Below are 21,195 nucleotides of genomic sequence, written 5' to 3'. Positions count from 1 at the left end.
CGGAGCGTACTTCTCAAAATCTCATCAATTCAAATTGGAAGCATCCGAATCATGTCCAAATTTTTTTCAAATCGCCGTAACAACGAGCCCGCTGAATTGTCGCTCAATCCGCTTTCCCGTCGTAACTTTCTGAAATGGTCAGGTGGCTGCGGAGCGTTATCGTCCACCGCCGTCTTGTCGCAACTACTCAATCTTCAATTGACTCAGTCGGCTGTTGCAGATCAAGCCGACGGCTCTGACTATAAAGCGCTGGTCTGCGTTTTCCTGCTCGGCGGTGTGGATAGTTTTAATGTGGTCGCCCCGCATGTGCAGTCGGAGTATGACGATTACGCGGCCATACGTTCCAATTTAGCGTTGCCGCGTGAAGAACTGAAACCGATCAATGTCGATATAGCTAATCCCAGTTCACGCACACTGGGATTGCACAAGGGCATGGAAAAGATGCAGTTGCTTTATAATGCTGGCAACGCTGCGGTTGTCGCCAATGTTGGTAGCCTCGTGTTCCCCACCACAAAGGCTAACTATGACACAGTGAAGCTGCCCCTTGGTCTTTTCTCTCATTCGGACCTAATCCAGCACTGGCAAACCTCCGTGCCTCAGTCACGTTCACAAGTAACAGGCTGGGGAGGTCGCATGGCTGACTTGTTGTCTTCCACAACCAACGGCAATCCCAACATTTCGATGAACATGGCACTTGGTTCTCTCAATATTTTCCAAACGGGAAATGATGTTGTTCCTTATGTGGTGAACTCAAACGGAGCCACTTCATTGTATGGATATGGATCCAACAACGTACGTGATCGAATCTATACTCGCCTCATCAATGATATGTATCCCTCGGTTGCTGACGATGCCCTGGGCCAAATCTATAGCGATCTCTTGCAGCGCACGCTTGCAAAAACGAAAAAAGTCAGCATTGATGCAGCCTTGGAATTCAACAACGCAACCAGTGCTGACACGTCCATTACTTTTCCAAGTACCTCGTTGGGCGACAAATTAAAAATGGTAGCAAAGACAATCAATGGACGCTCCACCATCGGTCAGGGTCGGCAAATATTCTTCGTTTCCGCCGGCGGTTGGGATCACCATGATGAGGTCCTCGTTAACCAAGAAGGCATGTTGCCAATGGTCAGTGACGCGATCGATGCCTTCTATCAGGAAACGGAGGCAATGGGCGTTTCGGATTGCGTGACGACGTTCACTGCTTCCGACTTCGGACGCACACTGACATCTAACGGCAATGGCAGCGACCACGCTTGGGGCGGCAACCACTTTGTCGTCGGTGGTGCAGTCAAGGGCGGAAAAGTCTATGGAAACTATCCCGAATCATTGGCTCCAGACAACAACCAAGATGTTGGACGCGGCCGCTTAATCCCCACCACTTCCGTAGACGAATACAACGCTGAATTAGCGATGTGGTTTGGGATAGCAAATAACCAAGATTTGGAAGATGTCCTGCCTAACATCCGAAATTTCTATGCTGGTGGTGCGTCCACGGGACCGTTGGGTTTCCTATAGCATCCACCTCGTGAAATGCGGGAAACACGTTGACGCCGCAGTGGGAAACTTGCTAGTCCACCAGACGGTATTCGTTTGTTTTCTCATAATGCGGTGTTTTCTCGTGGTTGTTTTTGCTGGCAAACCGGTTCTGACCGCCACGCGGAGGAAGCGGAACGTCGTTTCAAGTCGCCAAAACCCCGCTCCTTCGCGTGTGTTTCGTTTTGGATCGGCGATTTTGCTTGTGATCGCCAGCGCAACACCCGCATGGTGCCAGTTGACCGCAAATCAGCTACGCGGCCCCGAATCAATTTCCGCACCACTTCCCGTCGCACCACTTCCCGTCGAAGACGTTCCGAACAACCCGTTGGAAAATGGGCCTCAGACAAACGGTTCGACCATTCGCATGAACCTACAGGGAGAAGTCGCGCTCGACGCTTTGGTCGGTTATTTGTCGAAGCGTCTGAATATCAAGTTCGAATATGATGAAGCAATCGCCAAGCGGCAAATCACGATTCGCACTCCGGAAGAGATCCCGATTGAATCGTTACCCATTTTGCTCGGTAATGTTCTGCGAACCGAGGGCCTGGCTCTGATTGACTCGGACCGCGAAGGGTGGAAAAGAATTGTCGAGGTTCGCGAAATGGCTCCGCTATCGCAGATCCGACGTGGCTCGCTCGCCAGGGACCCCAATGCCAAGCCCCCCACGAAAATCACCGCAAATATCACCGCGCCCTTGTCTCAATCGATCAACCCCGCCACGCCGATCACTCAAGTGTTCGTTTTGGAGAATTTAGCGGCAACCTCCGTCGCCGACGTTCTGCGTCCATTCCTCAGTGGCGAGGGCGCCAACTTGGCTGCCGTTCCCGAATCCAACACGTTGATCGTGACCGACTATGCTGCATCCATCGATACGTTAGCCGACCTAATTAACCTAGTCGATCAACCCGCCGGGAAGGCCGGCTTCCTCATCTACGAAGCGAAGCACCAATCGGCTGAAACCTTATCCGTTCAAGTCGAGAGTTTGCTACAAACAAAATCGTCAGTGAACAGTAATGAATCGAAATTTGAAATCGTCCCTCAACCGCTAGGCAATCGCATTATCATTGCCGGTTCGACCGGATTGGTTTCTCAAGCCGAACAACTGCTCAATAGGCTAGACATTGAATTGGGGGTGACCACCGCAGTCTATCGAATCCGCAATACGACGGCCGAGCGAATCAATCGATTGATTGGTGGCTTTATCGAGCCTCCCAACGACACCGAATCAGCCTACCAATCCACGGTTGATGAAGAAGGCAACTTGTTGATCATCCGCGCGCCGGCGGACGTTCACCGCCAGATCGAAAAACTAATCCGCGAACTCGACACGGCAGTCGATTCCAATGAAAGCCCCATCCAATTCTACAAACTGAAAAACGCGAGCGCAATTGACGTCCTCTATTCGCTGTTGGCTCTCCAAGAAGCAGTCGGTGCAGGTTACCAAACCAATGCTAACTTCTATGGGCCATTCGGCGGTGTGGCTCAGGCAGGCTTTCCGACCACGGGATTGCCTGGCGTATTCAATCCTGCCATGGGGTACGCGGGAGGTAACACGGGCGCACTCGGCAACAATTCATCGATTACGCAATTGCCGTTGACTCCCAATTCCGGTACCCGAACCGCTCTGGCCACTCAACAAAGCAACCCTTTAGCGCGTCCGACGTTGGCGTCGGGTCGCAGTGGTACGAATGACGCAGCCAATGGTATGCGAGCGGGTGAGTTTGGAGCCGGTCAACTTCGCGCATCAGGTCAACTTGGTTCAACGCTTGGTGGTGGCTTTGGTGCTGGCGGCGTCGCCACCCTTCCCGGCGGCGCTCGTGTTTCCGCGGACATTTCCACCAACAGCCTGATCGTTTATGCCCCTGCAAACACTCAACCGATGTACGCCAAGTTGATCGAGTCGCTCGACCAGCGTCGACCACAAGTGCTGATTGAAGCCAAAGTGGTCGCCGTCAGTACGACAGACGACTACACCTTGGGAGTGGAGGTTTCAGCCGGAGATCGCGAGGGGGTGAAGCGACTGTTCAAGTTTTCGTCATTCGGACTGAGCGAGGTGAATCCTGACACCGGCGCACTCCGCATCATTCCTGGACTCGGATTCAATGGCACCTTGATCGACCCCGAAGTCGCCGACGTGGTCGTCCGAGCACTTGCGCAGCACCAACGTTCACGCGTCTTGGCGGCTCCAAAAATATTGGTCAATGACAACAGTACGGGAACGTTGGAAAGCGTTGTCAGCGTACCGTTTTCGAGTGTGAATGCGTCAGATACCGTCGCCACGACCAGTCTCGGGGGCGATCAACAAGCCGGGACGATCATCACGGTGACCCCGCATATCAACGAGGATGACCACCTGCAGCTCGAGTTCGACGTGGAGTTCAGCACCTTCTCGGGGCAGGGCGCCGACGGGCTGCCCCCACCACGCCAAATTGATCGCGTCGGCAGCATCGTCACAATCCCAAGCGGTAAAACGGTCGTCGTGGGGGGACTCAAACGGATGGGAGAAACGAACGATTTTTCGGGAATTCCGTGGGCAGAACGCATTCCGGTGATTCGAGAGCTAACCAGTCGCACCGATGACAACTATAGTACAACATCGTTCTTTTTGTTCATTCGCCCGGTCGTTTTGAGAGATTCCCGGTTTGCCGACTTGAAGTACTTATCACAAAATGAACTGAACGAGTCCTGTTTACCAGGAGACTATCCAACAAGCCGCCCCGAGTTGATTCATTAATGACGTCATCTGCAAGCCCGTCCCTTCCTGAAGACTCCAACCCGAGTCGCTTTGTTCCGGAAGGTGAACAAAGTCACGGGACTGCAGAGCGGACGGCGTTTGAAAAACTCCGCGAATTGTCCACGCGTTTGGCGATTCCCATCGAATCGTCTCTTGACTCATGGACCGTATCCGCTGCATTCCTAAAGACAATTCCGATTGGGCATGCTCGCGGCCACGGTGTGATCGGGTTAGTACCGCAATCGACGGACACGGACGACCACCAGGACCATATCGTGCTGGCACTCAGCCGCACCGATGCATGGGCCCAACGAGACATTCTCTCTCGACGGCTTGGTGTCGATGTTTCGGTCATTCTCGCCACGGAAGAGACAGTGCAGTCGAAAATCGACAGCGCATACTCCGATCGCGGCAGCAATGCGAGCGGCGTCCTCGACACAATCGAAACGGACCAACTTGCGGATCAATTGGCTCTACTATCGAGTCGCGAAGATTTGCTCGATTCAAACACGCGTGCCCCTGTGATCCAGCTGGTCAATCAATTGCTATTTGATGCCGTGGTTGCCGGTGCGTCGGATGTGCATGTGCAACCGTACGAGAATCATCTGCAGGTACGCCAACGAGTTGATGGCGTTTTGTTCGACACGTTCGAAATCCCCAAGACGATTCAAGAAGAAGTGTTGACGCGTATCAAAGTACTCGGCCGGATGAACATAGCTGAAAAGCGTCTTCCGCAAGACGGCCGCGCCACCGTTCAATTGGGAAGCCGTGTGGTTGATCTTCGCATTGCTTCACTTCCAACGAGCCACAACGAACGGATCGTGATTCGTTTGCTTGACAAGAGTGCCCGTCGCTACACACTTGATGATTTGGGAATGCCCGATTCAATGCGTTCGCGTTGGCAAAATCTAATCGGTGTTGACCACGGCTTGATTTTGGTTACCGGACCAACGGGCAGCGGAAAGAGCACCACACTTTATAGCGCACTACAATCGCTCAATTCAACGCAAGCTAACATTCTTACGCTAGAGGATCCCATTGAATATCAGCTCGACGGTATTAGCCAAACCCAAATCAATGAAAAGAAAGGTTTGACCTTCGCATCGGGCATGCGAAGTTTACTGCGACAGGACCCTGACATTATCATGGTCGGTGAAATACGCGACGCGGAAACCGCCAACATGGCGATTCAAGCTTCCCTGACGGGGCATCTGGTGTTTAGCACACTGCACACCAATGATGCCGCCAGCGCGGTGACGCGATTGTTGGACCTCGGTGTCCAGCCCTACTTGGTAGCCAGTTCGCTGGTCGCTTCCTTGGCCCAACGACTCGTTCGCACCCTCTGTACCAAGTGCCGAGTCCGCAAACCGAATGCACAAACCGACGAACCGAATGGTCAAACGAACGAGGCGATACCTGTTGGATGCCCGGCATGTCGCCAAACCGGCTACTCTGGGCGAGTTGGACTGTTCGAATTATTAGTGGTTGATGAAGCGTGTCGGCAACACATCCAAAACCGCAGCGGTGCAACTCAGATTCGCGACGCGGCCATCGCCTCTGGCATGACGCTGCTAGCGAGTGACGGACGCGATAAGATTCGACAAGGGTTCACCACGCTCGAAGAGGTTGTGCGGGTGACTCAACTGAGTGACAATTTTGGCACCGATGGTATTCCCAACCGAGCACCAACGGGACTGTAATGCCAATCTACGGGTACTCCGGTGTTGATGCACAAGGCGACCGAATCAAAGGAACGGTGTCCGCCGACTCTCCGCGCGCAAGTCGTGACCAATTACGTGGTCGTGGCGTTCAGGTGAACTCCCTTTCGTTGATCGAAAGCTCCAACAAAACTTCATGGTGGCAAGCACTGGGGCAACATCGGGCACGTTATCAATGGGGAGGTGCTGCACACGAATTGTCACTGCTGTTGCGCGCCGGGATTTCCGTTGACGAAGCCTTAGAGATTCTTGCCGGCCAATACCATGGTACGTTCCGCGACTCGCTCAAGCGGCTTCACGATCAGATTTCGGCAGGACGTTCACTTGCCGAGGCAATGTCCGATGAACCAGGTATCTTTGATGCCGCGTCGATTCGACTCGTCGAAGTCGGCGAAAATGCCGGAACGCTTGAAGTGGTTCTTGATGAATTGGCAGATTTCAAACAACGCATGTCGGAATTTGGTGACAAAATCGCCACCGCCCTGATGTACCCAGTGTTTTTATTGTTGTTTGGGACCGCGGCAATGGTGTTCTTGATGACTTGGGTTTTGCCGCCACTGTTGGAGAACCTTCAAGAAACGCTCGACGAAATTCCTTGGCCAACGCGTGTTGCAAAATTCGCTAGCGAGACTTTGGTGAACCACGGCGGCAAGCTGTTTCTATTGGCGTCCCTGTCTGTTGCAGCGTTGATTGCGTTTGCACGAACCCCCAACGGTCAACATTGGATTCACCGCACTGTTCTAAAGCTCCCCCTTTTGGGACCGATTCTGACCAAACAGCATGTCGCCCGAGTTTCAATGATCATTGGCGTATTACTGCGAAGCGGAATTCCGCTCAGCCAAGCTTTGGAACTCGCCTCGCGATCAACGCAAAACCGAGTGATTCGTGATTGCCTTGAACAATGCGGACAAGACCTCACGGCGGGAAGAAATTTAGCCAATTCACTCTCCAAGTATGATGTATTCCCTCCGCTAGCAGTCCGTGTATTTTCGGTCGGGCAAGACAGCGGCGAACTCGATGAGATGCTCATTCGGCTCGGCGAAGACTATAATCATCAGGTGCAAGTCGCCTCGACACGTTTAACCACGCTGCTCGAACCTGCCTTGATTTTGTTTATGGCAGTGATGGTGGGGTTCCTGCTTGTGGCGACAATTCTACCGATCCTTCAAGCTGGCAAGATGGTTTGATTCGTTCCTTTTCTCTCGCTTTCTAATCGCTTAATCAATGCAAAAGCTATTCCGTATGAACACGCGAAATCAACTCTTTCAACGCTCTGCCTCACAAATTCAGCGTTCTGGGTTTTCGCTAGTCGAGTTGATCGTGGTGATGGTCATCATTGGTCTGCTCAGCAGTTTGGTGGCAATTCAAACACGCAGCTACTTGATTGCGAGCAAGCAGAACGCAGCCCGCGCCGAAATTGCCACGATCGTGAGCGCGCTGGAAACATTCTATGCCGACCAATCTCGTTACCCTAGCAATGAAGAGGGCGTTGCGGTTCTGACCGAAGGCACCGCCAACTTCCCAGACGGATTTCTAAAAAAACTCCCCAAGGACCCTTGGGGAAATGACTACGAATACATTAGTCCCGCGGCCGATTCACCGTTTGAAATTCTCTGTTTGGGCGGAGACGCTCGTGAGGGAGGCGAAGGAGGCGACCAAGACATTAGCAGCGAGGAACTCGATAGTGGGCGCTAGGCGTAAGCGGATGCATCGAGCACTGCTTTTCGGACGCCTTGCTTTTACGCTTTTGGAATTGATGGTCGTGATCGTCTTGTTGGTCATTGTCTCTGGAATCGGTCTACTCTCAATTCAGAGTTCAATGACACTCGCAGCACGACAACGGGTCATTTCTCAAATCATTGCCCTGGACAATCAAGAACGCGCAGCGGCGCGGAGAAGCCCCCGGCAAGGCCGACTCGTGCAATCCTCGGCCGAACAGATCCAATTCGAACTCGCTCAACGAACCGTTCAGATGCCATCTGGGATGCGAATTAACCGTCTATTGATGCTGACCGACCGTGCTAACTTTGCTTCGGTCTCCGAAGTCACCTTTGTTTCATCAGGCCAAAGCCCAACCTACGCTGTGGAAATCGTTGACGCACGCGGAATGCGTTCGTGGATCATCCTATTGGGGATCAGCGGCCAAGCGTTTTCGATCGACAACGAAAACGAAATGACGGCGTTGCTGGACACGGTAAAAGGGGCAATGTAATGAATCGATACTCTGCAAAACTTACCCGTTTGACGCACCGGCACCCACATGGGTTTACGCTACTAGAAGTCCTGGTCGGTTTGATGTTGATGGCGTTGTTGGTGGTCAGTTCGCTCACGGCTTTGTCGAGATACCGATCGATTCTAGCTCTTGCTTCGCGACAGCGACAAGCAATTCAGGTCGCGGATGATTTGCTCGCTCGATGGCTCGACTCCTCCACCGGACTCCCCGGTGCGGACTCGGGACGAATCCCCCAGCACCCAACGATGGGATGGAATACGCGTGTCGTCTCTCAGCGAATGGTTTGCGGTGTGCCAACCGAGATCATTCGACTCAATGTGTGGGAACAAACGGGTAACCAAACCGAGCCACGTGTCCTATCCTCGATCGAGTTCGTGCGAAGCGTAACCTTCACGGGAGCCAACCTTTGAGAGTCACTTTTCCATGGACCAAGCAAGTAGGTCATCGCGCCGTTCGTATGTTTTCGCGACGATCAGCGCTGACTTTGATCGAGATGATCGTCGCGTTGGTTCTATCCGCTGTATTGATGTTCGTTCTCATTTCTGTGACTCGGCAAACACTCAGCCTAAGAGATGACGCGATACGATTCGCCGAACAACTCCAGGGAAATGAGTTGTTATCCGACCAACTGCGTCGCGACATCATGCTCTCAAGATCCATTTCCGTATTGCCAGATGGCTTTTTATTGAGCGGCAATGTTCATCGAGATACTCGTGCACTGCTGTCAACACAACAACCCGCATCGGTCCGTTATCGTGTGATTCGTTCTTTCTCGCATTCGAAAAGTATTCCTGCAGAGTCGAGTGATGACGTTCGCCCATCCGACAAGGGCGTTGGGTGGTTGTTCCGTGATCAGTGGCGAGTCGATCCAAGAACGGGGCAATGGTTGGAAGTGAGCCGTGAACCTGTATGGCGTGGTGTCTCGGCAATGTTGGTGTCCAGCAATCTTATCGGGGCTCTCAGCGAAATAGAGGAAGCAGAACTTTTGTCTGGAGACAATGTGTCGGCGGCCACCGATCAAATGCCCGAGACCGTTCAGGTACGGATTCTCGATGAAAACGGACACATCGTTTTGAACGAAACAATTCATCATCATTGGGAGCTTTAGATGGCTCAAAGCCCAGATGTGAATCGACTTGGTTGCCCGTCCCGCGATGGATGGACTCCGCGAACCCCCGGCAAACGCATGGGGATTGTCTTGCTAATCGTATTGGCTGCAATTGTGTTGCTTGGGACCGCTCTGGCCGAAGTTTCGCGGTCAAGCTCGCGAGCCCGAATAGCGGTACTGCAACGTCAAAGAGCGTTACAGCAAACGTGGGGAATGTTGAGTTGCCAACGTGCAATTCTTCCGGCGGCCGAGGGACTCATGCTGAAAAGTGACGCGATCGCGGCAGAGGCTGACGGCAATCGCAAAGCGTTTCCAAATTTCGTTTCCGATCAACTTCGTTTGGGCAGCCAAACTTTTGTTTTGATTCTCGCCGACGAGGACGCCAAGGCGAATCTCAATGTGATATACGATTTGGGAGGCGAAGCGGCCTGCCAAAAAACGCTTCGCGATTTGATCAATTTGGGAGATTTCCGCTCGGTCCGCTTGCAACCTCGCCGGCGTAGTCAGAATGTCGAAACCGCGACTGACTCCCAACAAAAAGCGTCTCGATTAGGAACCGACGGGGATGAGGAGGGCGACGTCGCTGCGGACGAATCCGTGACTTTGGACCCTGAAAACCTTGCCCCCGCGTTGGTTAGTTGGGGCGATATCTTTGATTTTAGGGCAATCAGTTCCGGTGCGGGCGACCTTCGTCAACTCGCAGCAATGACACGTGGTGTGACGCTTTGGAGCAGTGGACGGCTGAATGTTTGGCGAGCTTCCGACGAGGCAATCATTGCAATTTGCCGCGATGTTGTTCAAGATGGATTGGCGCGACGGATTCAACAACGCATTCGCGGTGCGTCGCTGCAACAGATCAACATCCTGTTGGGACAAACGGTCACCAACGAAAAAGACCGACAACAACTCAGCCGTCTGCTCGCCGACAGTTCTCAGTGTGCGTCGCTATGGATTGAGGCAAGTGATGGCAATACCCGTCGACAACAATTGACGATCCGAATGCCCGACGAAACAGGTCTGCAAAGGACGATCGGATTTGAGTTCCCCTAGTTTCAACAAGCCTTCATGGGATGCACCAACGTATGCTTTTCTCCACTTCCACCATCCGGAAATACCTACGAGGCGGAAGCGTCGCGATGGGCGTTGCCTTGATGGGAATGGGGACGTGGGGCGTGATCCCCATTGAAACCGTGGTATCGCAATCGGCCAACCGACCCCTGTCGCGATCAGGAACCTCGTCCTCCGCCAATCCTTCTCTCGAGCAATCTCACCTCGAAGCCGTCTGGTCGCGATCTCTGCAGGGCAAATTGCTGTCCGCCAAACCACCGGCGCGGCCTGTCGCGCCGACGCCACCTCGCATCATCGTTAAGCCAAACGTTGTGCCTGCGGTACCGATTCGTACCGATACCGGCATCCGATTGGTAGGAACGGTGGTTGAGCCAGGCCGCAGCCTAGCCATTGCAACTGACCGTCAAGGACAATTCGCCTTCCAAGGCGTGGGCGAGCGTTTGCGTTTGCTGCCCAAGGGTGTGCTTGTCGAAAGCATCGATAGCGCCGGAGTATGGGTAAAGTATAAGGGCCAACGAATTCAACTCGTGGTCGGTGAAAACTTAATGCTCAACAGCGAAAGCAAGGTAATGGATCGGTCACAGGACCGCGCATCGCAAGATACGCCAATGCAAGATACGCCAATGCAAGATACGCCAATGCAAGATACGCCAATGCAAAATGGGCCAATGCAGAATGGGCCAATGCAGAATGGGCCAATGCAGAATGGGCTTGAGCGGCACGAACACTTGGACGACGACATCCCCAACGACCGCACCCCCATCCGCCCCGAGGAATTCCCTCAATTTAATCTTGAAGACGAATTGGAATTCCTCAATGGTTAATAGCGTCCGCACCCAACTTCCATCCACGACCGTTTCCTACTGGCCATCCTCGGGGAACCGAGATCACATTAGTTGTGGCAGGCGGAAACGAGGCATTTGTATTCGGCTCGGCAAAAAGGACGCCGAGGAATGATCATTCGCTGGTCACCTCAAGGATCGCTTCTGCAATCCATTGCTCAACCTGATGTCACCGAACTGGTAAAGTTCGACTGTGAACAGGGTGCAGACTCGATTGATTCGATCGAGCGGTTTACCAACGCGGTCGACGCTTTTGTCAGCCAGCACTCGATCAATCGCAAACAACTCGTTGTTTGCACGGGATCGGAAATCACTTACTTAGTCCGTATCGCTCGTGGTGCGTTGGATGCGGAGCCAACGCATGATTCGATCCGTTTCGCAATCGAAGCTGTCTTGCCACTTGACGCGGAAGCAGTGGAAGTCGACTTCCTGCCCCGTGGGGGCACATTGATATGTGCCGCCGTTGAAACCACTCCGTTGCGTTCTTTTCTCGATGCACTCGAGCATCGTGGTTTGGAGGTACATCACATTGTCCCCGAGTCGCTATTGGTTTATCAACACTTAATCGCGGCACAGAAAATTCCGGCAACCGTCCAACTGATCCGAAAAACGCAGGGGCCAGGGAATTGGTTGGAATTCCTTACGATTGCCAACTCGGTGCCCGTTGCCTGGGGAAAATGCTCGACGAACAACCAAGCGTTTTCTCAAGAACTGCAAATGCAAACTGAACTGCTCGACATCGAGGCTCCCCGTCTATGGATCCAGTCAGACGATGCAATCGATAAAGATGGTGAATCATCGGCGGTGAATGCGGTTGAAGTGGAAAGGATCCAAGTGGATTGGAACGGTTCGCTGGCCGCCGCCTCACAAAGCTTGCTTTCGCATCAGCGTCAAGCATGGTTTGATCTGCGCCGCGGAACGCTCGCAGAACACGACCCACTAAGAGCCATCCGAAGCTCCGTCAGAGCGTTTGTGATCATGTTTTTTTCAGCGGTGCTGGTCTCATGTGCCGCCTTATGTTGGAAAGCATCGCAGTACGCTTCGCGTGGTAATGGAGCATCCGAAACCATCGCAGCAGTCTTCCAAGAAACCTTTCCGAATCAACGGGCTTCGGGAGCGGTCGTCAAACGGATGAAGAGCGAACACATCAAGGCACTCGGGCAACGAACAACGAGCGGTGGCGTTGAAGAGCCAATCGACGCGATCGATGTGCTTGTTCCGCTGGCCGACGCCTTCCCGCCGGATCTTGCGATGGCGGTACGTTCGATACGTATCAACGATGGTGATTTTGTTCTCGACCTCGATCTGGGGTCACATGAACAAGCAGGAACGGTTTCAAGAGCTTTGGAAGCAGCGGGGTTTCATACAGAACCTCCCTCTAGCGTTCGCGGATCGAGGGGACGAATTCAAACCAGCCTTCGCGGAACCTTTTCACCGTCAACTGCCCCTACAACGGAGCCAGCCGATGGGAGATAAAACAAATGCTTTCACGACTCGGTATCCAACGTGGGTCACTGCAATGCTTGCATTGGCAGCCCTGTTTGGACTTTTCATTTCCTACCACCAATACGCCTCGACCCGAAGATCCTCTGGTGCCACGATAGACGATGCCGCCCAAGTGCAGAAATGGGCACGGGAAATCGTACAAGCACGCCACCGACCTCGAGTCGCTTCGCTCGAAGTTGAGCCTCCCGATCGTATCTCGAGGCGAGTCGATGTAGCACTTTCCGCTGCTGAGATCAGACCATCGTCGCTGCTGTCGGTCGACCCCCAAGCCCCGAGCCGTGTCGGTCGAACCGCCTATCAATTGCGTGCCACACAAATGGTACTGCAAGACCTGACCTTAAAGCAGGTCATCCTGTTTTCAAGTGCCTTGCGGGATGCCGAGAATGGCATGACAGTCCGAGACCTCAGTTTGACGCCCCGAACGAATCCTTTGGTCCAAGAAGAACATTGGAACGTGCGGCTGACCTTGACCCAAATGATATTTTCCCCCATAAGCGACTTGTGAAGCTGTTTGTTAGTTCAGACAGCGTAGCGTTCAAGCTCGCTGAACCTCGACCCGCATCCCTGAAATTTGGGTGAGAGGGGAAACGGGCGTAATTTCCGCTTGGTTTCCCCCAAAAAAAGCAACTCTCGGTCGATTCCTCCAATGCTCCCTGTCCAATCCACGACGACAGATCGACGCAAATGCGGTGAAGGGCTGCCCGACCGACCTCGAATTCATCAACTATTTCTGTTTGTTTTCAGTTTCACGCTGATTCCGTTTCACAGCGGATGTATGGTGTTCCATCGCAATGGTGACACGGAATTCGTTCACACATCCGTGACAACCACTTCGGATGTCTCGCCGGATTCATTGGCGGCGTTCCAAAAAGGTCTCAAATCTTACAAAGCCGGAAAATGCGATTTGGCGACTAAGTCTTTTGAAAAGGCGATCCAACTCGACCCAACCAACGGACGAGCCCACAACAATCTAGGACTGATTTGGTTCAACAAACATCGGCTCTCTCAAGCGGCATTCCACTTTGATTCCGCATCACAATTGCTACCCGAAGACCCCACACCGCTAAACAACCTTGGTATGACGCTCGAAGCGGGCGGACGAACGATCGAAGCGATCGACCTTTACCGGCAAGCCAGCCAGCTTGATCCAAGCAGCCCCTTGTATCTAGGGAATCTCGTTCGCTCTAAGATCCGAATGGGCGATCAAGACGAATTGACGCGGCAACAAATGCAAGATCTCGCCATGATCGAATATCGACCGCGATGGGTACGTTGGGTCCAGGATCAATTGGCACTGGATTTGAACCCTATGCTAGACCGTGGCGGATCGGACCTACAACAAGCGGGCAATCTGATGTCGAGCCAAAATCCGCCAACATCCACGGATGCCGTCGAGTGGGAAACAACGCCAAGCGATCTGTCGGAGTCGATTATGGTTCCTGCGTCGGTTGCGAACGAATGGACATCCGATGGCGTACCGCTTGCCCTCCCTGTTGGCGTGGTTGATCAACCTGTCGACGTGTTCGACTTGAGCAGCCCAGAAACCTCTGACACACCGATGGAATCGATGCCAGAGCATTTTGATTATTGACGTGGGATTGACGTGGGATCGACGTTATTCAGGACCTGTCATGGCGCCGCCATGCCTGGACGGATCTGGGCCTACAACCAACTCAAAAACACTCTCGAGTGCTGAACTCCACTCCATCAGCAAAAACGCTACGACATCTGTCGGGGGGGAAGGCTCGGTGAGATTTCTCTGTGTTGAACTGGTTTCAATGCCTCAACAGCTGCGGAAAGAGCCCACGATGCACCATTATCAAATCAACTAAGTAAAAAACAGCACCGCAAATGCCAAAAACCGCCTGTCTCATACAAGAGTTTTTTGACTACAATGAGGGACTCTTCGTCGATCACGTATTCAATGCTCTTTTCCCAAAGGCTGTTTTATGCCTCTATCTCGCAATCTACCAAGCTTATTGCTTCTTTTGAGTTGCCTAGTTGTCGCCACAAGTGCTCCATCACATGCTGATTTGATAATCGACATCAGCGACGCGTCGATCATTGGACCGGATACCCAAGCGGTAATTGATGTGACGGTCACGAGTGATTTGCCTCCTTTTGACGTCTTGCCCGATGGCATTTTGAACTTCCTTATCAATTTTGATCTCACTCCTGTCATGGGCGGAACCAATTTGGAGTTCCCCAGCAGTTACCCGGACATTGATGTAGTGACTGGGCTTGAAGCTTACATGAGCAACGACACGAGCTATCTCTTCTATGATGATCCGACGGACAGTCTGGATATGAGTCAAAACGTGGCAACCGACACCAATGCACTGGACTGGATTAGCAGTAGCGAGGTTGACGTTAGTGATTTCTCCGGACTCGATGGCCCGCTTTTTGGCGTTGAAGTCAATAACGAAAACTCGTTTCTCCTTACACGCTTATACGTTGATCTCCCACCAGGAATGACCACATCGGACTTTGCCCCGGGTTCCACCTTTACCGTGTCGCTTGACGACGACGGAGCCGATGCGTCTGAATTTACTGACGCCTTTTTCGGCGATTTAGTTTACTCGTCGACCTCGGGAACCATCACGGTCAGCGCCGTCCCGGAACCGGGTAGCCTTGCAGTGCTTGGTTTGTTTGCTATCGGGGGTGTTTGGCAACAACATCGCCGTCGCAAACGATCCATCGACGGCTGATCCGCTTTAACAAGTAAAGCGTCTCGATGGGAAAGACATTTCCGCAAGAGCGTTCGATTGGTGTCTTGTTGAGAAATGCGGTACCGGCCACAAGGACACGGTACCGGCCACAAGGACACGGTACCGGCCACAAGGACACGGTACCGGCCACAAGGACACGGTGCCGGACAGAAGGACACAGCACCGACGGCCTCGCCTAATGAGCACATCCGCTGCCGACGGTTTCAAAGAAGTCGTTTCCTTTGTCGTCCACCAGAATGAACGCTGGGAAATCTTCGACTTCGATTTTCCAAACCGCTTCCATACCGAGCTCCGCAAATTCAACGACCTCGACTTTGCGGATGTTCTCTTTCGCCAAGATAGCGGCGGGTCCACCAATGCTGCCGAGATAGAATCCGCCATGTTTCTGGCAGGCTTCGGTCACTTGTTTGCCACGATTTCCTTTGGCAATCATCACCATACTACCGCCATTGCTTTGAAACAAATCGACGTAGCCGTCCATCCGTCCAGCCGTCGTTGGACCAAACGATCCACTCGGAAGTCCCGCGGGAGTTTTCGCAGGACCGGCATAGTAGACAGGGTGCTCTTTCAAATAATCAGGTAGCGGTTGCCCTGCATCGAGACGTTCCTTGAGTTTCGCGTGAGCAATATCGCGAGCGACGATAATCGGCCCCGACAGTAACAGACGAGTTTGAATCGGGTAGCGTTTCAGGTCAGCGAGAATCTCGTTCATTGGTCGACGCAGATCCATACGCACCGCGCCCTCGTCCTTCCGATGACGAAGCTCCTCGGGGATATACTTCAGCGGTTCGAATTCGAGTTGTTCGATGAACACGCCGTCACGCGTGATCTTTCCTTTGGCTTGTCGGTCGGCACTGCACGAAACACCAATGCCAACTGGTAGCGATGCTCCGTGACGCGACAAACGAATCACGCGAACGTCGATGGCAAAGTACTTGCCACCGAACTGGGCACCGATTCCACATTTTTGAGCCGCTTCCAAAAGCTCTGCTTCTAATTCCACATCACGGAAGGCGCGTCCTTGGGCATTCCCGGTGGTAGGCAGGTTGTCGAGGTACTTGGTCGACGCAAGCTTGACGGTTTTCAAATTCATTTCGGCGGACGTTCCTCCAATCACAAAGGCCAAGTGATAGGGAGGACAAGCGGCCGTGCCAAGCGTTTCCATCTTCTCAGTGAGGTACCCAACCAGCGTCTTAGGATTCAAGATCGCCCGAGTTTCTTGGTACAGGTATGTCTTGTTTGCCGACCCGCCACCTTTGGCGATAAACAAGAAGTTGTAGCTATCGCCTTCCACGGCACCGAGTTCGATCTGTGCAGGCAAGTTCGTGCTGGTGTTCTTTTCATCCCACATCGTCAGCGGAGCGTTTTGGGAATACCGCAGGTTGTTTTCGGTATAGGCGTTATAGACACCGTGTGCCAATGCCGATTCGTCGCCCTCGGACCAAACCGAGTTTCCTTTTTTACCCATGATGATTGCCGTGCCGGTGTCTTGGCAAAACGGCAACACGCCGGCGCTGGCAACATCCGCATTCTTGAGCATTGTCAATGCAACCATGCGATCGTTCTCGGACGCATCAGGGTCATCGAGAATCGCGGCAACTTGTCGCAGATGAGCAGGACGCAAGAAAAAGTTAATATCGTGAAAGGCCTGCTGACTCAGTAGCGTCAATGCATCGGGATCGACACAGAGAACTTCTTTCCCTTCGAAGGTCTTGGTACTTACGAAGTCACCGGTCAGTTTGCGGTACTGAGTCTGGTCGGCTGCGAGTTCGAAGAGTTCTTGGTAGACAAATTCGGGTGCCGCCATTGTTATGCTCCTTAAGGACCCAAGATGGGTTGGCTGTTTGTAATCGAAGTGAGGGACCCGGATTGTCCAGAATGGATGGATTTGGAACAAGGGGCGGTCAGCGATAAGATTCGTTCACTTCATTTCTGTTTGTCGGTCTTGATCGCCCCAAATGCTGCGAAACAGCAGTTTTTATGAAGCAGTTCCACATCACTAAAACCAACCCGCCGCAGCAGATCCAATTGGTAAGTGACCGGTCGCGGCGAATCTTCTTTATCGATATAGGCGAACACTTTGTCGCAGTAGGTTTGGCCCCCTAGCTGCGTCAAATAGTCGGCATACCGCTGCCACATCGTCGCTTGCACCGACTCGGTTTCGTGCCACACCAAGTCCGTGATCCATAGGCTGCCGCCGGGGGTCAGCAAGCGATAGAGCTTTTCGAATGCATTGAGCCAATCCGTATCGTCACGCAAATGATGCAGTACCGCAGCGGCAAGAATCACGTCATAGGATTCTTCTGGTAATTCGGCGTCACGAAAATCACCGTGCCAAAGGCGGACTTCGGTTGCTCCCTCGCTACTAACTCGAAGTTCCGCGCGATCAAGCATCGGTTCGCTCAGGTCCAACAAATCCGCTTCAAAGTCTTCACTGAGTGCCTTACGAAGTCGAAGCGTGTTGTTACCTGCGCCACATCCAATATCGAGTACTCGGCGAATCGGTTTCGTCGACGCGACCGCTGCCTCCGTAATGAGCTCCATTGCCAAAGGCGCGTCAATGGTCGCCGATTGCCCTGTTTCGAGATGACTGAATCGATCCACGTCAACATCAAACCGCTCACGAATCTCTTGAGTCGACGATTTTTCATTCAGAGGCGTGGTCACCGGAATCTCCATCTTTTTCGAGGATCGGCATCGACAGGACCGCTTGATCGCCATCGGGCCATCGAACCAAAAGTTCGCAGCGAATTTTGCCTTCTAGCTGCAGCTCCGCGACGCCAGCTTGCAACACTGCTAGCCGCTCTGACATTTCCGCGGCTATCTTTATTTGCGCTTTAAGCTGTTCGCGTTGTGGCCTTAGGTTTTGCCGCTGACTCGAACTCGCTTGGTCATAGATCGCTTCACTTCGCCGATGCAATTCGTTCAAAACCGACGACCGCTCGATCAATTGATTAGCGAGTTGTGCCAAGCCGTCTTCGGTAAAGGTTTGCCAAGGCATCGACGGATCGAGACGTCCCGCGAAACGAATTTCGCACGACATTTTGGAAGTACATCGAATATTCATCCGCACCGCGATTTGGACAAATTCTTGTTTACGGTGCGTTAGAACCGCCAAAGCTTTCGCCCGTCGAGGACTAGCAGGATCAACAGGATCGATCCAGCCAATTTCGATATCTTCGGGAAGTTCAAAATCGACCGTAATCCGAGTCACGTTAGGTGGGATCATTCCACCGAGTTCCCAAGTTGGACGGTAATCCGTTTGTGCAAACGCCATTGGCCATGGATCGGCTTCGACGCTCTGACGCAAGTAAGTGATATGGCCTTTCGCATCTTGCAGTCGACCATGATGAAGTGTCGCCGCGGCTGAAGCCGACTTTATTTCATTGGCCCATTGAAACGCGTAGCTGCCATCAACCACCTCTAACGTTGCAACGTCCGTTTCACTTCGAGAGTCATGAATGAAGTATCCATCTTTCGATTCGCCTGGGACCAACACCATTGGCACATCGATGGGAAATTGCAAAGTGAGCTTTCCCGGCGAAAGGTTGTCGATCAGACTCGGGTCAGGATCGTCACCCCAAACAGGAAACGCATTGGCTTGAACCGGAGCGATTCGGACTCTTTGAGGAGCTTCCGGCAATTCGGCGTCCGGAACGGCCTCTAAAGCATCTACCGTTGCGGGTCCATCATTGGGGTCATTCGCCCCAAGTGACATGTTTGGAGCGTCGGATGATTGTGTTTGTTCGGCTTCAGCACTTTCAATTCCGTGTGATGGCGGTGACACAACCCTTGGTACCGCAGGCAGCAAAGAATCAACCGAAAGTAAAGAATGCAATTCTGGCACCGGTGACTCGTCGGTGAGGTCTGGGGCATTGTCGAACGTCTCAAGCGATAGTGATTCATCGCGAATCGCTTCGGGACTTTTGGGATCCGACGCCACACCCTTCAGCGGCGGTTGCGAGGGCGCGGATACGCTCTCGTTGCGATTCGATGCCACACTCGCGTCCCGACGGATGAAAGGATAAGCCATCAGCAGGGCGAACAAGAGACCTGCCGCGGCGGCGGCGAACCAACCTTTCTTGGATTTCGATTTCGGCTCTTTCCCAAACTCGCTTTGGTCGGTGGTAGGAAGTTCAGGGCGGATCGTTTCCTCAGTCCCAAGTACTGCATTCTCAAATACCGAATTCCCAAGTACCGCATTTCGGAACACTTCGATGCGTTCCTCACTAGCGGCATTCATGGGCGTACCGAACTGGGAAGTCGGTGGACATGCATAACACTGGCCCGCAAACCAAAGCTCTCCTTCGGGACCAAGAAACCACTGGGCCAAATCAATCTCGGCTAGCGGATGCCCGAGTCGATTTTCGTGATCGATCGCTGCATCACGAAGTTGATTACACCAAACTTCAACGACCGATTCAGGGGGTTTCCCCAATCGCGAAACAAGTTCAGCGATCGATTCGCAAGAGGAGTCCGCCGGTGGAAAGGAGTCAGTTGATGGGGTCACAAGCCGTTCTGTGCGCAAAGCGAGTGGAATAGAATTGGCGTCAAACGTTTGAAGCCAATTCTACCACGACACTGCGGCTTGTGTGGGAGCCTGTGTGTGACAATTAGAACAACAGAAGTTCTAACATGCACGAAACCGTTACGGCATCATCAGTGCTCAACGACGCGGGGGAACCCGCTACGTGATCAATCACGGGCATGTCAGAGAAGTAGGTCACTCCGACGGTCAAGCCAACATCAACACCACGGATGTTCGACCGCGTCGTGAACGCGGTTTCAACCGTATAGGTTGTTTGCTGCATTTCACTCGCCGACGAGGCGGCCACCGAACCTGGAACCGCGAGATAATCAACATTCATGTCATAGAACCCAACGTTGAAATCAAGCTTGCTGGCTCGGCCAAATAAATAGCCGTCCCATCCGCTGACAATCTTTGCACCCTGAAAATCGGTATCGAGTTTCTCTTGGAACAACGCCGTGGAGCCATCCGCGAGATCAAAGTCCTGGTCAAACGCCATAAAGCTGTAGGCGAGACCAGCATTCAGGCCACCGAATCGGGTTTGCCATGTGTCGCGAATGATCAAGTCGCCACCATAGTGACGAACGCTCCCATCGAAGCGTGGATTGGCGCCTGTCAGAGCAACACCGGCTCCGTCGGCAGGATTGGCAAAGGTAATGTCACCGAGGTTGCCGTCGCTCGACGAATCCGCAAAGGCATAGAATATATTTCCTTCAAAGCTGGTCCGCGTGCCGAGAGCACGGCGGACGGCGTCAAGTCTGACAATGCCGCCAAAATCGCTCTGGTTATCGAAAAACGCAGAACCACCGCTTGCGTTGGTCCCGAGGTCGTAATCGGGCAGATCGGCGATCCAAGCGCCTGTGCTGGCCGTCAAATTGAAGGGTGTGTGACTAATCGTGCTCTGAGCTTGTGCATGAGAAGAAAATAGCAACGAAAGCAAGGTTAGCATCAGGGGGAGGGTGTAACGCATAGCTTAGTGTGATCCCGTAAACGCCAATCCACAAAGAGATTCAGGTTGCTCAAGCAGAGAGGCATAAAAACATTAGAAGAAACCGTAGTGCATTTTCTATCGTTCCAATTACCTTTTTGTGTGTACTCGTTTGTTACAAGAACCGAACAAACCGGTGTGCCCCGTCTGGGGTGGTGCGAATTGTGTCGGAGCTGTGCCGTACTCATGTTCTGAGCGATGC

At 52.9% G+C, this 21,195-nt stretch carries 18 protein-coding genes; 14 read left to right on the top strand and 4 right to left on the bottom strand.

All coding sequences use genetic code 11. The features are described from left to right. Positions 1 to 51 precede the first annotated feature (51 nt). The 14 genes from CA13_RS18700 to CA13_RS18630 all read left to right on the top strand — a co-directional run bounded on the left by CA13_RS18700 (position 52) and on the right by CA13_RS18630 (position 15,456). Entirely contained in the window at positions 52 to 1,518 is a 1,467-nt protein-coding gene (locus CA13_RS18700; RefSeq protein ID WP_146399167.1) for a DUF1501 domain-containing protein, read from the top strand. An 88-nt stretch (positions 1,519 to 1,606) separates the two neighbouring features. Continuing rightward, the gene (locus tag CA13_RS18695) at positions 1,607 to 4,273 is read left to right on the top strand and encodes a secretin N-terminal domain-containing protein (protein WP_419194552.1); all 2,667 of its coding nucleotides are present in this window, start codon (positions 1,607 to 1,609) and stop codon (positions 4,271 to 4,273) included. Next, positions 4,273 to 5,973 carry a GspE/PulE family protein gene (locus CA13_RS18690; RefSeq protein ID WP_146399163.1) on the top strand — a complete coding sequence of 567 codons (1,701 nt, stop codon included), beginning with the start codon at positions 4,273 to 4,275 and terminating at the stop codon, positions 5,971 to 5,973. Before CA13_RS18695 ends, CA13_RS18690 begins: the two co-directional genes overlap by 1 nt. Beyond that, positions 5,973 to 7,178, top strand: a complete 1,206-nt coding sequence (locus CA13_RS18685; protein ID WP_146399161.1) for a type II secretion system F family protein — start codon at positions 5,973 to 5,975, stop codon at positions 7,176 to 7,178. The genes CA13_RS18690 and CA13_RS18685 overlap by 1 nt, the downstream gene beginning before the upstream one ends. A 37-nt stretch (positions 7,179 to 7,215) precedes the next feature. Then, complete coding sequence (gene gspG / locus CA13_RS18680; RefSeq protein ID WP_419194551.1) at positions 7,216 to 7,686, top strand: type II secretion system major pseudopilin GspG; 471 nt, start codon at positions 7,216 to 7,218, stop codon at positions 7,684 to 7,686. Positions 7,687 to 7,696: 10 nt separating this feature from the next. Then, complete coding sequence (locus CA13_RS18675; RefSeq protein WP_146399159.1) at positions 7,697 to 8,203, top strand: prepilin-type N-terminal cleavage/methylation domain-containing protein; 507 nt, start codon at positions 7,697 to 7,699, stop codon at positions 8,201 to 8,203. Then, positions 8,203 to 8,634 (top strand): PulJ/GspJ family protein, encoded by a 432-nt coding sequence (locus CA13_RS18670; protein WP_146399156.1) that lies wholly within the window; start codon positions 8,203 to 8,205, stop codon positions 8,632 to 8,634. The genes CA13_RS18675 and CA13_RS18670 overlap by 1 nt, the downstream gene beginning before the upstream one ends. Next, a complete protein-coding gene (locus CA13_RS18665; protein ID WP_146399154.1) occupies positions 8,631 to 9,332 on the top strand; it encodes a prepilin-type N-terminal cleavage/methylation domain-containing protein in 702 nt (233 codons plus the stop codon). Before CA13_RS18670 ends, CA13_RS18665 begins: the two co-directional genes overlap by 4 nt. After that, positions 9,333 to 10,382, top strand: coding sequence for a hypothetical protein (locus tag CA13_RS18660; protein ID WP_146399152.1), 1,050 nt, complete (start codon positions 9,333 to 9,335; stop codon positions 10,380 to 10,382). 32 nt (positions 10,383 to 10,414) lie between these two features. Further along, positions 10,415 to 11,224 (top strand): hypothetical protein, encoded by an 810-nt coding sequence (locus CA13_RS35360; protein ID WP_419194550.1) that lies wholly within the window; start codon positions 10,415 to 10,417, stop codon positions 11,222 to 11,224. A 129-nt stretch (positions 11,225 to 11,353) separates the two neighbouring features. Further along, positions 11,354 to 12,718 carry a hypothetical protein gene (locus tag CA13_RS18645; protein ID WP_146399146.1) on the top strand — a complete coding sequence of 455 codons (1,365 nt, stop codon included), beginning with the start codon at positions 11,354 to 11,356 and terminating at the stop codon, positions 12,716 to 12,718. Further along, positions 12,708 to 13,253, top strand: coding sequence for a hypothetical protein (locus CA13_RS18640; RefSeq protein WP_146399144.1), 546 nt, complete (start codon positions 12,708 to 12,710; stop codon positions 13,251 to 13,253). Before CA13_RS18645 ends, CA13_RS18640 begins: the two co-directional genes overlap by 11 nt. A 141-nt stretch (positions 13,254 to 13,394) precedes the next feature. After that, positions 13,395 to 14,339 (top strand): tetratricopeptide repeat protein, encoded by a 945-nt coding sequence (locus CA13_RS18635; RefSeq protein WP_146399142.1) that lies wholly within the window; start codon positions 13,395 to 13,397, stop codon positions 14,337 to 14,339. A gap of 358 nt (positions 14,340 to 14,697) precedes the next feature. Continuing rightward, positions 14,698 to 15,456: a PEP-CTERM sorting domain-containing protein gene (locus CA13_RS18630; protein WP_146399140.1), complete on the top strand. Its 759-nt coding sequence runs from the start codon at positions 14,698 to 14,700 to the stop codon at positions 15,454 to 15,456. A 196-nt stretch (positions 15,457 to 15,652) separates the two neighbouring features. Here the strand turns inward: CA13_RS18630 and CA13_RS18625 are convergent, their stop codons facing one another. The 4 genes from CA13_RS18625 to CA13_RS18610 all read right to left on the bottom strand — a co-directional run bounded on the left by CA13_RS18625 (position 15,653) and on the right by CA13_RS18610 (position 20,975). Further along, on the bottom strand, positions 15,653 to 17,284 hold the full coding sequence (locus CA13_RS18625) for a fumarate hydratase (protein WP_146399138.1): 1,632 nt from the start codon (positions 17,282 to 17,284) through the stop codon (positions 15,653 to 15,655). A gap of 119 nt (positions 17,285 to 17,403) precedes the next feature. Beyond that, positions 17,404 to 18,144 carry a class I SAM-dependent methyltransferase gene (locus CA13_RS18620; RefSeq protein WP_473087468.1) on the bottom strand — a complete coding sequence of 247 codons (741 nt, stop codon included), beginning with the start codon at positions 18,142 to 18,144 and terminating at the stop codon, positions 17,404 to 17,406. Beyond that, positions 18,125 to 19,987 (bottom strand): hypothetical protein, encoded by a 1,863-nt coding sequence (locus CA13_RS18615; RefSeq protein WP_146399134.1) that lies wholly within the window; start codon positions 19,985 to 19,987, stop codon positions 18,125 to 18,127. The genes CA13_RS18620 and CA13_RS18615 overlap by 20 nt, the downstream gene beginning before the upstream one ends. Before the next feature lie 103 nt (positions 19,988 to 20,090). Beyond that, positions 20,091 to 20,975 (bottom strand): hypothetical protein, encoded by an 885-nt coding sequence (locus CA13_RS18610; protein ID WP_146399132.1) that lies wholly within the window; start codon positions 20,973 to 20,975, stop codon positions 20,091 to 20,093. Positions 20,976 to 21,195 lie beyond the last annotated feature (220 nt).

The sequence above is a fragment of the Novipirellula herctigrandis genome, from assembly GCA_007859835.1.
Lineage (GTDB): Bacteria > Planctomycetota > Planctomycetia > Pirellulales > Pirellulaceae > Novipirellula_A > Novipirellula_A herctigrandis.
This window is presented reverse-complemented; position numbering and strand designations above follow the sequence as displayed.